Origin of the sequence: Paraburkholderia unamae (assembly GCF_003096875.1) — a bacterium.
In the GTDB taxonomy this organism is placed as follows: Bacteria; Pseudomonadota; Gammaproteobacteria; order Burkholderiales; family Burkholderiaceae; genus Paraburkholderia; species Paraburkholderia unamae.
Genome location: NZ_QEOB01000002.1, coordinates 269638 through 282815, shown reverse-complemented (window position 1 = coordinate 282815; position 13178 = coordinate 269638). Strand labels below are relative to the sequence as shown.

Sequence of the window (13178 nt, the reverse complement as noted above, 5' to 3'; positions counted from 1 at the left end):
ACCGGACTAACCCTTTTTATCGTTGCGCGCACAACCGCCATGAAAAACGCCCCGCCGCGTCAGGCGGGGCGTTTGCGGCTTGCAGCGCGGGGATCAGTTCGCGGCGGTCTTGGTGGCGTCCTTGTGCCACGTGTAGACGACGAAGCGGAACGACTTCAGGTCGCCCTGTGCGTCGTATTCCACCTTGCCGATCGGCGTGTTGAACGCGTTCTTGTGCAGGTAGGCGGCAACCTTGGTCGGGTCGGTGCTCTTCGCGCCCGCAATGCCGTCGGCGATCACTTCGACCGCGGCGTACGACGGCATCTGGAACGGGCCGTTCGCGTCGCGCTTCGCGTCGGCGAATGCCTTCACGAGCTTGGCGTTGGCGGGGTCCGCTGCGAAGTCGGCGGGCAGCGTGACGAGCATGCCTTCCGAGGCCGGGCCGGCGATCGCCGTCACGTCCTTGTTGCCCACGCCTTCCGGTCCCATGAACGTGGCCTTCACGCCCTGTTCACGCGACTGGCGCATGAGCAGGCCCATTTCCGGGTGATAGCCGCCGAAGTAGACGAAGTCCACGCCTTGCGCCTTGAGCTTCGTGACGACTGCCGAGTAGTCCGAATCGCCGGCGTTGATGCCTTCGAACACGACAACGGGAATGTGCGCCTTGTCGAGCGCGGCCTTGACCGACGTGGCGATGCCCTGGCCATACGACTGCTTGTCGTGCAGGATCGCAACCTTCTTCGGCTTGACCTTGTTGATGATGTAGGCGGCGGCAGCCGGACCTTGCTGGTCGTCGCGGCCGATGGTGCGGAAGATGAACTGACGCTTCTTGCCTTCGGTGAGCTGCGGAGCGGTAGCCGACGGCGTGACCATCACGACGCCTTCGTTTTCGTAGATGTCCGAAGCGGGGATCGTCGAGCCCGAGCAAACGTGGCCGACCACGTACTGGATGTGCTGCGAAACGATCTTGTTGGCAACGGCGACGGCTTGCTTCGGCTCGCACGCGTCGTCCATGAGGACGGCTTCGAGCTTGTTGCCGTTCACGCCGCCGGCGGCGTTGATCTGCTCGATCGCGGTCAGGGCGCCCGCCTTGACCATGTCGCCGTACTGGGCGACCGGGCCGCTGAACGGGCCGGCGATGGCGATCTTCACGGTGTCGGCGTGAGCGCTTGCACCAAAGGCGAGCAGCGCGGCGGCCACGGAAACGGAGGTAAGGCGGTTAAGGCGGGACAACGTCATCAGGAGCTCCTCGATTGTTTTCGGGTCAACCGGACAAACGGCATGACCTGCGCAAACGAACAGCGCCCCAATGACACTCAATGGGGAACAACCACGACGAGCACCATAGAAAAGACGTGACGGGGCCCGGCGTGTATCAGCGCCTTGGTAGGCGGCTGAGTTCGGAGAGACTGCTGAGTTACAGACTCTGTTGCGCAAGCTATCCGCCTGCCCCGTTCGCTGCAATTCGTACCGGAAAGGTGGTCCGGGCTGAATCAGCGACCCGCGGATGCTATCAATAATCCAATTGCGCCGCAACCAAGGGTTTTTTCCGATATCGCTGGGAGTATTGACATTGATCAATTGAGGGTAATGCGTCAAAGCGCTTGAAAATATTCAGGAAAATGGGGTTTCAGATGGGTGCAAGGCCAGCCGCGACGGGCTGAGGCCCGGCTGACGCGGGTGTACGGAATAGTGTTATTTTTGATTTTAAGATGTACTGGAACGCGATTATTATATCGAAGACCATCCAATTAATAAATTGACACCGTACAATAAATATCCAACACATCCAACCTCCCGAAAAATTCGATACATACCACAAAACGAAATCGGGGAAACCCTAAATGCAAAATGCGCCAAGTCATTGATCCACAAGAACAAATATTACAATAATATTAAAATAAAATTCCTGGATTAATCGCGATCAATCCATAACCACAGATCTCGCTCACACCGCCATTTTCCAATCCGAAATCGAGAAAACTTCCGTCTCAGCGCCGATTTTTCTCATAATCGGATCGGGTAATCTCGAATTAATCCTCCCGCGACCGTCGCGCGCCCGCCTCACCAGCCCGGCACGGCGTTCCAGACGCGCAAAGGTCGGTGGTATCCTCGCTCCCTCGCTGTCACGCGCATGCACCACTACGGCGCACGCCGCAGCGCGGCCACACCGTCAAGAACCGAACATTCGGGGGAGATCAAACAGAATGAAGACCTTCAAGCAGGCAGCCATTGCCGCCACCGTTTCCCTGATCGCCGGCACCGCCGCGCTCGCGCTGACCTCGGGCGCCGCGCGCGCCGCCGAAACCGCCACCGTCGAAGTGCTCTCGATCGTCGAGCACCCGGCGCTCGACGCGATCCGCGACGGCGTGCGCGACGAACTCAAGGCCGCCGGTTACGACGCGGGCAAGAACCTCAAGTGGGAATACCAGAGCGCGCAAGGCAACACCGGCACCGCCGCGCAGATCGCGCGCAAGTTCGTGGGCGATAACCCGAGCGCGATCGTCGCGATCGCCACGCCCTCGGCGCAAGCCGTTGTGGCCGCAACGAAAAGCGTGCCCGTGGTGTACTCGGGCGTGACCGACCCGGTAGCCGCGCAGCTCGTGAAAACGTGGTCGCCTAGCGGCACGAACGTCACCGGCGTGTCCGACAAGCTGCCGCTCGACAAGCAGGTCGCGCTCATCAAGCGCGTCGTGCCCAACGCGAAGACGGTCGGCATGGTCTACAACCCCGGCGAGGCAAATTCGGTCGTGGTCGTGAAGGCGCTCAAGGAACTGCTCGCACAACAAGGCATGACGCTCAAGGAAGCCGCCGCGCCGCGCACCGTGGACATCGGCCCGGCCGCCAAGAGCCTGATCGGCAAGGTCGACGTGATCTACACGAACACCGACAACAACGTGGTTTCGGCCTACGAAGCGCTCGTGAAGGTCGCCAACGACGCGAAGATCCCGCTCGTCGCCTCCGACACGGACAGCGTGAAGCGCGGCGCCATCGCGGCGCTCGGCATCGACTACGGCGATCTCGGCCATCAAACGGGCAAGGTCGTCGTGCGCATTCTCAAGGGCGAGAAGCCCGGCGCGATCGCCTCCGAAACCAGCAGCAAGCTGCAACTGTTCGTGAACCCCGCCGCCGCGCAGAAGCAAGGCGTGACGCTCTCGGCCGACCTGCTCAAGGAAGCGACCACGGTCGTGAAGTAAGCCGCGCTCGCGCCGGCAATCCACGCAGTAACAAGCAAGGCCCGATAAAGGCCACCCCGAGCGCAACGGCGCGCCGCCTTCATCGAGGCGCGCGCCGTGCGCCGACTCCGGCATACGTCGGCCGGAGACCGCAACAGGATTCTTCCCCATGTCCCTCTACTCGCTTCTGGGCGCGCTCGAGATCGGCTTGATCTTCAGCCTCGTGGCCCTCGGGGTGCTGATTTCGTTTCGCATCCTCAACTTTCCCGATCTCACCGTCGACGGCAGCTTTCCGCTGGGCGGCGCCGTGGCGGCCACGCTGATCGCGGCCGGTCATGATCCGTTCGTCGCCACGGCCTGCGCGATCGTTGCGGGCGCAATCGCCGGCTTCATCACGGGCTGGCTCAACGTGCGCCTGAAAATCATGGATCTGCTCGCGAGCATCCTGATGATGATCGCGCTCTATTCGATCAACCTGCGCGTGATGGGCGCGCCGAACATCCCGCTCATTTCCGAAGCCACGGTCTTCACGATGATCCAGCCCGCGTGGCTGCCCGACTACGTGCTGCGCCCGCTCGCGCTTTTGGTCGTCGTGCTGGCCGCGAAGTTCGGCTTGGACTGGTTCTTCTCCTCGCAGTACGGGCTCGCGCTGCGCGCGACCGGTGCGAATCCGCGCATGGCGCGCGCCCAGGGCATCGCCACGGGCCGCGCGACGCTCGCGGGCATGGCGCTTTCGAACGCGCTCGTCGCGCTGGCCGGCGCCCTCTTCGCGCAAACCCAGGGCGGCTCGGATATTTCCATGGGCATCGGCACCATCGTGATCGGGCTTGCCGCTGTGATCATTGGCGAAAGCATTCTGCCTGCGCGCCGGCTCGTGCTCACCACGCTCGCCGCCGTGCTCGGCGCGATTCTCTATCGCTTCTTCATTGCGCTCGCGCTCAATAGCGACTTCATCGGCCTGAAGGCACAGGACCTGAACCTCGTCACCGCCGTGCTCGTGACCGTGGCGCTCGTGCTGCCCGCCACGCGCAAGAAGCTGTTCGGCCGCAAGAACGGGAGGGCATGAGATGCTCAGCGCCAAAGACCTCAAACTGACTTTCAACCCCGGCACGCCGATCGAAACGCGTGCGCTGCGCGGCCTGAACCTCGAGATCCCCACCGGCCAGTTCGTGGCCGTGATCGGCTCGAACGGCGCAGGCAAGTCCACCTTCCTCAACGCGATCAGCGGCGATCAGATGGTGGATAGCGGCACGATCACGATCGACGGTCAGGACGTCACGAAAAAACAGGCCTGGGACCGCGCGCCGCTCGTTGCACGCGTGTTCCAGGACCCGATGGCCGGCACCTGCGAGGCGCTCACCATCGAAGAAAACATGGCGCTCGCCATGGCGCGCGGCAAGCGGCGCGGCTTCGGCCCCGCGCTGAAAAAGCAGGACCGCGAACTGTTTCGCGCGAAGCTGAGCCTGCTGAATCTGGGTCTGGAGAATCGTCTGGCCGACCGCATCGGCCTGCTGTCGGGCGGGCAGCGCCAGGCAGTGAGTCTCCTGATGGCGTCGCTTCAGCCTTCGCGCATCCTGTTGCTCGACGAGCACACGGCGGCGCTCGACCCGAAAACGGCCGCGTTCGTGCTGGAACTCACCGCGCGCATTGTGGAGGAGTCGAAGCTCACGACCATGATGGTCACGCACAGCATGCGCCAGGCGCTCGACTACGGCCAGCGCACGGTCATGCTGCACCAGGGGCAGGTGGTGCTCGACGTATCGGGCGAAGCGCGCCGCGGCCTCGACGTGCCGGACCTGCTGCGCATGTTCGAGCAGAACCGCCACGAGAAGCTCGACGACGACGCGCTGCTGCTCGGCTAAGCGCCTGCCAGCGACACACAAAGCGCCCGCTGCCTCGAACGAGGCGGCGGGCGTTTGCCGAATTGCGCCATTATTTCGGACTCCGCTTCAATGCATCGAATGCGGCGTCAAAAGTCATCGGGAGACGTCAGGAGGTTTTCGCGTACTTGAACGTCCCCTGCGCGCTTGCGATCAGCAGGAGGTCGTCCACCCATGCCTCCGAGCGCGCAAAGAAGATCGAACGGCCGCCGCGCTCCAGAAAGCCTTTCGCGCGCACGAACTGCCCTAGCCCCTTGTCGAGGTAGTTGGTGGTGAGCGAGAGCGTGAAGCCGTGGCGCTTGGGCTGCCCTGCCTCCGCAAATAGCCCGGCGTAGCCGGCCGCCGCGTCGAGCAGCGTGGCGATCGCGCCGCCTTGCAGCACGCCCTGGCGGTTGAGCTTCGAGGCGTCGATGGGCATCACGAGTTCGGCATAGCCCTCGCGCCATTCGGCGACGCTCACACCGAGCGTTTCGAGAAACGGATTGTCCACGGCGAATTGCGACATGCGCTGTCTTCCTTGCATTATCTGGCGATGCGTTCGATTATAGGGCGGTGGCCCGAACGCCGCAGCGCCGCCCTAACCACTGTTCAGCGGATTTCCGCCCAACTGTACATGGCCAGCGCCGCCGCGCCGCACAACACTGGTCGATAGCGCCGCAATCGCGCGCCAACGCAGACCGCTTTCACACCCTTCCACGCCGAACCAGGTACCCAAGATGAACGACAACGCGCTCCACCCCGATCCGCTGGCCACTACGCGCACAGCGGCGGCAGCGGCCGAGGCCGCGCCCGTCCCTTGCCCCGTCGTCGACACGCTCGACCGCATCCTGCCCGAGGAGCCGCTGCTCATGATGGGCGCGGGCCCCGTGCCGATTCCCGATGCCGTGGCCAAGGCCAACACCGTCGTCATCAATCACCTCGGCGACACCATGGCGCGCGTCATTACTCAGGTGAAGACGATGGCGCGCTATGTGTTCCAGACCCGCTCGAACTGGGTGCTCGGCGTGGCGGGCCCAGGCTCGGCCGCCATGGAAATGGCCGTGTCGAACCTCGCGTGGTCCGGCACGCCCGTGCTCTCGATCGTCAACGGCTTCTTCAGCCAGCGCATGGCCGAAATGGCGCGCCGCGTGGGCGCCGAGGTCACGACGCTCGACGTGGCCGACCGCGAGATCGCCTCGCTCGAAGCCGTGGCGCAAGCCATCGAGCGCACACGCCCCGCTGTCGTCACGATCGTGCACGGCGAAACGTCGAACACGGTATGGAACCGCGACCTCAAGGAAATCGTCAAGCTCGCCAAGGCGGCCGGCGCGCTCGTGGTGGTGGACGCCGTGTGCACGCTGAGCACCATGCCGCTCGAAATGGACGCCTGGGGCATCGACGTCGTCATCACGGGCGGCCAAAAGGGTCTCTCGTCGATTCCGGGCGTTTCGCTGATCGCCTTTTCGGACGCCGCCTGGGAGCGCGTGCGCACGCGCACCGCGCCGAACACGCACTGGTGCCTCGACGCAATGCTCGCCGAGAACTTCTGGCACAACGCCGGTTACCACTACACCGCGCCGGTTTCGGGCGTGCTTGCCTTGCATGAAGCGCTGCGCCTCGTTTGCACGGAAACGCTGGAAAAGCGCTTTGCGCGCCATCTGCGTTGTTCGCTTGCGCTGCAAAGCGGCGTGAGCGCGCTGGGGCTTGCGCTGTATACGCCGCAAGCCTGCCGCCTGAATTCCGTGGTCGGCATCGCACTGCCCGAGGGCGCCACGGCGCGCGAGGTCTGCAATCACATCTCCCAGCAATATCAGGTCGAGATTGCGGGGTCATTCGGACTCCCGATCGTACGCATCGGCCAGATGGGCGAGCAGTGCCGCGAGCACAACCTCTTTCGCACCGTGCACGCCCTGGGCCGCACGATGTGCGACCTGGGCATCAAGGTCGATCTGCCGGCCGGCGTCGCCGCGCTCGAGGAATCGCTCTCGTCGAGCTCGCGCGAAGCGCGACGCTAAACAACGTCAAGCGACGCGAGGCGAAGCGCGGCCGTCCACCCCGGCCGTCTATCCTGTCAAACGCGCCGCGCCCGCACGCAGATGAACGCCGGCGCCTGCGCGAGTTCCGCGTGCAGCGCCGGCGACACCGCCTTCATTTCCGGCTGCGGCACGGGTTCGAGCACGCGGTCGATGGCCCAGCCCGCCTCCGTAAGCGCATTGAAGATGTCGGCGAGCGGACGCCGGAACGCTTCCACCCACGGCTTCGGTTCGCCGAAGCCGCCCCAATGCAGGCCGAAACGCGTGGTCTCGAAGTAGGTTCGCGAGCCGCGCGTGCGCGTGTCGATCCAGTCGCGCATGGGGTGAGCCATCGAAAACACCAGCAGCGCGCCGGGGCGCGCCACGCGGTGAAACTCGCGGAAGGTTGGCGTGAGCTGCTCCACATAGTCGAGCGCGAGCGAGCACACGATACGGTCGAACGCGCCGTCCGCAAGCCAGTCGAGCGGGCGCCCGAGGTCGCCCAGCGCGAGATCGACGGCGAGACTCGCGCAACGCGTTTTCGCGAGTTCCACCATCGCGGGCGTGACGTCAAACGCTTGCACGCGCGCGCCCTCGCCCGCCAGCTCCGCACTGACGATGCCGGGCCCGCAGCCCGCGTCGAGCACGTCGAGCCCCGTGACCTCCCCCAGCAGCGAGCGCGTGGCAGGCCGCTCGTAGTGCGCGTTGTGCGGCTTGACGGGCGCTTGCTCGGCATAGCGGTCGGCGAACTGCGTGTAGTTCGCGCGACCGGGAAGTTCGCTGGCCGAAGCGGCGGGATTGTTTTCGTCGGTGGACATGAGAGCGGCTGGATGGAGAATCGCGCAAACGCGCGGGAACGCTATTGTCCACCGTTTTGCCCGCGGCGTTCCAGCCCCGCCGTAGCCCGGCGCGGTTAGAACAGGAACGAAATGCCCGCCATGCCGACGAACTGCGACCCTGTGGACGAAGGCGACGCATTGTCATCGAACCCGCCTGAAGCACCGGCAGGCCGGTAAATAACCAGAATGGACACTTCCGTGTAAGCGCCCGGCCACCGCTACGCCCTACGATGCCGATACGCCCGCAGCGCTGGACCGGGCGTCAACGAGATCCATGGAGACGAGCATGAGACGAGTGGCCCAAGGCATGGCAAAACGAGCGGCGCGCGTGGCCGCCGCCGTAGCAATCGCGGCAATGAGCGCGACAGGAGCGAGTGCGCTCGCGGCGGACGTGCGCTTCGCGGTGATATCGCACGCGCCGGACGCGGACCCGTTCTGGAACGTCGTGAAGAACGGCATTGCCGACGCGCAAAAGGACTTCGGCGTCACGGTCGATTACCGCAATCCGCCCAATGGCGATCTCTCCGACATGGTCCGTCTGCTCGAACAGGCTGCCGCGCGCAACTACGACGGCGTGGCGACGACGATCGCCGACTTCGATGTCATCCAGAGCCGCGTCAAGACCATCGTGAGCAAAGGCATTCCGGTGATCACGTTCAACTCGGGGACCGCGCAACAAAACGCCGCGCTCGGCGGCCTGCTCCATGTGGGCCAGCCGGAATACGAAGCGGGCAAGGAGGCCGGCATGCGCGCCCGCGCCGCCGGTATCAAGACCTTTCTGTGCGTGAACAACAATATGACCAACCCCGAGTCCTTCGAGCGATGCCGCGGGTTCGCCGAAGCGATCGGCGCGAACGCGAAGCAGTCGATGCTCGACTCGGGCAACGACCCCACCGAAGTCGAGAACAAGGTCTTTGCCGCGCTGCGCCAGCGGCCGGGAACCCAGGCCGTGCTCGCGCTCGGGCCCACGTCGGCGGTGCCCGCCATGCGCGCCATCGGCAAGCTCGGGCTCAGCAACAAGGTCTATTTCGCCACGTTCGACCTCACGCCCGAGGTCGACAAGGGCATCGAGGCGGGCACGGTCGCCTTCGCGATCGATCAGCAGCCCTACCTCCAGGGCTACATTCCGGTCGCGCTGCTCGCGATCCTGAAGCAGGACAAGACACGGGACATCCGCAAGGCCGTCGCGGCCTTGCGGGCCAACGTGCAGTTCCAGCGGCGCATCGAAGTCTATGGCCTCACGCCGCGCTTCACACCCGACGGCGTCGACACGGGACCGGGCTTCGTCACGCGCGGCAACGTCGCGCTCGTCGAGAAGTTCGCCGGGCAGTACCGCTGATTCCGCACGCTTCAGGCCGGGCCCCTCCACCGCGCCGATTTGCGCACGAATTCCCCGCCCGATCGTAAGCCCGGTTATCATCGCGCTCTTGCGTGCGCAACGAGCGCGGCGGCGGGCCGCTTCCCGTCTCCCGTTTCCTCCATACGAATGCGGCCCGATGCACGCCGCATAGCGCCTGCGCGCGATCCCCGGCAACCCAGGCGACCCCAGACACCCGATGTCCCGTATTCCTTTCGACGCCGTCCTCTTCGACTGTGACGGCGTGCTGGTCGATTCCGAACGCATCACCCACGTGGTGCTCACCCAGATGCTGGGCGAGCTCGGCTGGCAGCTCTCCGTCGATGAAGCCATGGGCATCTTCGTCGGCAAGGCCGTGAAAGACGAAGCCGCGCGCATCCAGTCGCATACGGGCTTCGCGCTCACCGAAAGTTGGCTCGAAGGCTTTCGCGCGCGCCGCAACGAGGCGCTGGAGCGCGATCTCGTCGAGATTCCAGGCGCGCCCGCGGCCGTGCGCGCCGTGCATGCGGCGCTCGACGGGCGGATTGCCGTGGCTTCGGGCGCGGACCGGCGCAAGGTCGAGTTGCAGTTGCGCAAGGTGGGCCTGCTCGAATGCTTCGACGGGCGCATCTTCAGCGGCCACGAAACGCCACGCAGCAAGCCTCACCCCGACGTCTATCTGGCGGCCGCCGCCGGTCTCGGCGTCGAGCCCGGCCGTTGCGCCGTGATCGAGGACACGGTCACGGGCGCGCGCGCGGGCCTCGCCGCGGGCGCCACCGTGTTCGGCTACAGCCCGGCCGAGCCCGGCCACAGCAGCGCCGCGGCGCTGCGCGAAGCGGGCGTCGCGCATGTGTTCACCGACATGGTGCAACTGCCCGCGCTGCTGGCCGGCTGGTCAAATACCTAAACAGGTAAGCGCGTATAAAAAACGCGCTGTGCTCACGCCGCTGCCGCGCGCTTGACCACGCTGCTGACGGCACTGTTGGCCGCACGCATCACCGCGCACCACACACGAAGCACAGCGCCCGCGACTCGCATACCATCCGAACGTGGCGCCGCCAACCCTAAAAGATAGTTTGCTATCGAATCGCTTTGGGCTATTATCCGCCGATGTCGAATCTTCACACTTTACGGCTGGCCGTCAGCAGCTCGCTCGTCCTCGCGGCGCGCAAATGGCGGCGCACCACGAACGGCGCCCTCACCGCGTACAACGTGTCCGAAGCCTGCGCCGCGCCGCTGCTCACGGCCGGGCGGCTTGGCGAGGCGGTGCGCCAGGTGACGCTCGCGGAACACGTGGGCATTGAAGGCCCCTCGCTCGTGCGCCTGCTCGACCAGCTCTGCGCCGCGGGCCTCGCGCGCCGCGACGAGGACCCCGACGACCGCCGCGCGAAAACGATTTCACTGACCGACGAAGGCCGCGCCGTGACCGCCCGCATGGAGGACGAACTGCGCGGGTTGCGCGCGCGCGTGCTCAAGGGCGTGAGCCGGGCCGACCTCGAAGCGACGCTGCGCGTGCTCAACGCCTTCAATGCGGCGGACCTGGCCGATCAGGGCGACCGGCCCTTACACGACTGAAAGCACCAAGCGGACTCATGACCTACCCCTCCATCCGCGACTGGCTCTTTTCGGTCAAGACCTTCGCCGCGTCGATACTCGCGCTCTATATCGCGCTCGTATTCCAGTTGCCGCGCCCTTACTGGGCGATGGCGAGCGTGTATATCGTCTCGAACCCGTTCGTGGGCGCGACGCGCTCGAAGGCGCTCTATCGCGCGCTCGGCACCGCGCTCGGCGCGGCGGCCGCCATCACGCTCGTGCCACCCTTCGTCGAAACGCCGCTGCTCTTTTCGGTGATCGTCGCCACATGGACCGGCACGCTGCTCTATCTGGCGATCTCCGACCGTACCGCGCGCAGTTATGTGTTCATGCTCGCGGGCTACACCATGCCGCTCATTGCGCTGCCCACCGTGACCGACCCGACCACGGTATTCGACGTGGCCATCGCGCGCACGGAGGAAATCACGCTCGGCATCATTTGCGCGAGCGTGGTGGGCAGCAACATCCTGCCAAGCCGCCTGGCGCCCACGCTGATCGAGCGCGCCGACGCGTGGTTCCGCGACGCCGCCTGGTACGGCAGCGAAACGCTCTCCGGCCATCTTGCGGGCAAGGCGCTTTCGGCCTGCCGCCAGCGGCTCGCCGCCACGGTGAACCAGCTCGAATTCCTGCTCAGCCAGTTGAGCTACGACCACACGCACCCGGAAATTCTCGAACGCGCGGAGTCGCTGCGCGGGCGCATGCAGCTCTTTCTGCCGATGATTTCCGCGCTCGCCGACCCGCTCATCGCGCTGCGCCGCGACTTGCACGTGTGGCCCGAAGGGCTCGACGGCCTGCTCGCGGACGCGGCCCGCTGGTTCGACGAGCCGCTGCCCACGCGCGCGGCCGACATGCACGACGACGCGGGCGACCCGAGCGCGGACAATCTGCGCGCGCGCATCGCGACGTTACAGCCCGCGCGCGACGCGCTTTCGAGCTGGCAAGGCGCGCTGCTCTCCAATGCGCTGTGGCGTCTGGGCCAGGTGATCGACGTGTGGCAGGACTGCCGCGCGCTGCGCGCGCTCATCGCGCATGAATCGGGCTCATCATGGCGGCCGCGCTATCGCCACTGGCGGCTCGGCGGCACCGAGCGCTTCTACGACCGGGGCCTCATGCTGATCTCGTGCCTCGTGCCCGTGAGCGCGATTCTCGTGGCCTGCTGGCTGTGGGTCAGCTCGGGCTGGCACGACGGCGCGGGCGCCGTGACGCTCGCCGCCGTGGCCTGCTGCTTCTTCGCCGCGCTCGACGAGCCCGCGCCGCTCGTGTTCCGCTTCTTCCTCGCCACCGCCGCGAGCGTGGTGTTCGCGGGCCTCTACCTGTTCGTCGCGCTGCCCAAGGTGCACGACTTCGCCATGCTCGTGCTGCTGTTCTCGGGGCCGTTCATCCTGATCGGCACGCTCATTCCGCGCCCGGCGTTCAATATGGTGACGATGCTGGTGGCCGTGAACACGGCGACCTTCATCAGCGTGCAAAGCGCGTACGAGGCTGACTTCCTCGTGTTCCTCAACAGCAATATCGCGGGCGTCGCGGGCCTGCTGTTCGCCTACCTGTGGACGCGCGTCACGCGCCCGTTCGGCGCGGAACTCGCGGCGCGGCGCCTGTTGCGCTCAAGCTGGAGCGACGTGGCGCTCTCGGCTTCCGCCACGCCGATCGCGGACCAGCGCAACCTCGCCTCGCGCATGGTCGACCGGCTCATGCAGCTCATTCCGCGCCTGGCCGCATCCGACGATCATCGCCATCCGTCGATCGAGAGCTTTCGCGACCTGCGCATCGCGCTCAATGCACTCGACTTGCGCCGCTCGCTGCGCAAGCTCGACGGCGACGTGCCCGACGCGATCGACCGCGTGCTCGAAGGCGTGAGCGACCATTACGCACGCTGCGCGCGGGCGAGCGAGCGCCAGAGCGCGCCGCCCGCGCTGCTCGCCACCATCGACGACGCGCTGCGCCGCGTCGCGGCCCGCGCACGCGCGCAAACGCCGCCCGCCACCGCCTCCGACGCCGATGTCCAGCCCGCCTCGCGCGCGCTCGTCTCGCAGCGCTGGCTGCGCGACACGCTGCACGCGCTCGTGGGCCTGCGCATCGCGCTCTACCCGGCTTCGTCGGCGCAGTCGCCGTCCAACCCGGAGGCCACGGCATGAACATTCGCCTCTTTCACCCCTTTTTGAAACCCGCACCATGATCGGCGAAATCGATATCTTCGGCGTGTTCGTGCCCGCCGTGCTCGTGCTGATGCTGATCGCGTACCTCATCAATGTCGTGATCGGCAAGGTGCTTACCCGTGTCGGCTTTTACCGGCTCGTGTGGCATCGTTCCATTTTCGATCTCGGCATTTATGTCTTCGTGCTGGCCGCAGTCATCATCGTGTCGCATCGCTTCGTGAAATAACG

The 13178-nt window shown here is 65.7% G+C and carries 12 protein-coding genes; 9 read left to right on the top strand and 3 right to left on the bottom strand.

Annotated features, from left to right (window positions below; all coding sequences use genetic code 11):
- Positions 1 to 93: 93 nt before the first annotated feature.
- Positions 94 to 1218 (bottom strand): branched-chain amino acid ABC transporter substrate-binding protein, encoded by a 1125-nt coding sequence (locus C7402_RS05200; RefSeq protein ID WP_112169502.1) that lies wholly within the window; start codon positions 1216 to 1218, stop codon positions 94 to 96.
- Between the two features lie 968 nt (positions 1219 to 2186).
- On the opposite strand from C7402_RS05200, the gene C7402_RS05195 reads away from it, so the two are divergent.
- The 3 genes from C7402_RS05195 to C7402_RS05185 all read left to right on the top strand — a co-directional run bounded on the left by C7402_RS05195 (position 2187) and on the right by C7402_RS05185 (position 5017).
- A complete protein-coding gene (locus C7402_RS05195) occupies positions 2187 to 3176 on the top strand; it encodes an ABC transporter substrate-binding protein (RefSeq protein WP_116609836.1) in 990 nt (329 codons plus the stop codon).
- A gap of 148 nt (positions 3177 to 3324) precedes the next feature.
- The gene (locus C7402_RS05190) at positions 3325 to 4221 is read left to right on the top strand and encodes an ABC transporter permease (protein WP_112169506.1); all 897 of its coding nucleotides are present in this window, start codon (positions 3325 to 3327) and stop codon (positions 4219 to 4221) included.
- Position 4222: 1 nt separating this feature from the next.
- On the top strand, positions 4223 to 5017 hold the full coding sequence (locus C7402_RS05185; protein WP_112169508.1) for an ABC transporter ATP-binding protein: 795 nt from the start codon (positions 4223 to 4225) through the stop codon (positions 5015 to 5017).
- A 127-nt stretch (positions 5018 to 5144) separates the two neighbouring features.
- On the opposite strand, the gene C7402_RS05180 is transcribed toward C7402_RS05185, so the two are convergent.
- On the bottom strand, positions 5145 to 5540 hold the full coding sequence (locus tag C7402_RS05180) for a PaaI family thioesterase (protein WP_112169510.1): 396 nt from the start codon (positions 5538 to 5540) through the stop codon (positions 5145 to 5147).
- A gap of 211 nt (positions 5541 to 5751) precedes the next feature.
- Here C7402_RS05180 and C7402_RS05175 point away from each other — a divergent pair, with 211 nt between their 5' ends.
- A complete protein-coding gene (locus C7402_RS05175) occupies positions 5752 to 7029 on the top strand; it encodes a pyridoxal-phosphate-dependent aminotransferase family protein (RefSeq protein WP_116609835.1) in 1278 nt (425 codons plus the stop codon).
- 56 nt (positions 7030 to 7085) lie between these two features.
- On the opposite strand, the gene C7402_RS05170 is transcribed toward C7402_RS05175, so the two are convergent.
- Positions 7086 to 7844: a class I SAM-dependent methyltransferase gene (locus tag C7402_RS05170; RefSeq protein WP_116609834.1), complete on the bottom strand. Its 759-nt coding sequence runs from the start codon at positions 7842 to 7844 to the stop codon at positions 7086 to 7088.
- Between the two features lie 307 nt (positions 7845 to 8151).
- On the opposite strand from C7402_RS05170, the gene C7402_RS05165 reads away from it, so the two are divergent.
- From C7402_RS05165 to C7402_RS05145, 5 genes are all read left to right on the top strand, one after another.
- A complete protein-coding gene (locus C7402_RS05165; RefSeq protein ID WP_244314746.1) occupies positions 8152 to 9204 on the top strand; it encodes a sugar ABC transporter substrate-binding protein in 1053 nt (350 codons plus the stop codon).
- A 217-nt stretch (positions 9205 to 9421) separates the two neighbouring features.
- Positions 9422 to 10108, top strand: coding sequence for an HAD family hydrolase (locus C7402_RS05160; RefSeq protein ID WP_116609833.1), 687 nt, complete (start codon positions 9422 to 9424; stop codon positions 10106 to 10108).
- Between the two features lie 203 nt (positions 10109 to 10311).
- Complete coding sequence (locus C7402_RS05155; RefSeq protein WP_112169783.1) at positions 10312 to 10776, top strand: MarR family winged helix-turn-helix transcriptional regulator; 465 nt, start codon at positions 10312 to 10314, stop codon at positions 10774 to 10776.
- 17 nt (positions 10777 to 10793) lie between these two features.
- Positions 10794 to 12929 (top strand): FUSC family protein, encoded by a 2136-nt coding sequence (locus C7402_RS05150; protein ID WP_116609832.1) that lies wholly within the window; start codon positions 10794 to 10796, stop codon positions 12927 to 12929.
- A gap of 37 nt (positions 12930 to 12966) precedes the next feature.
- Positions 12967 to 13176 (top strand): DUF1656 domain-containing protein, encoded by a 210-nt coding sequence (locus C7402_RS05145; RefSeq protein WP_112169522.1) that lies wholly within the window; start codon positions 12967 to 12969, stop codon positions 13174 to 13176.
- Positions 13177 to 13178: the final 2 nt, after the last annotated feature.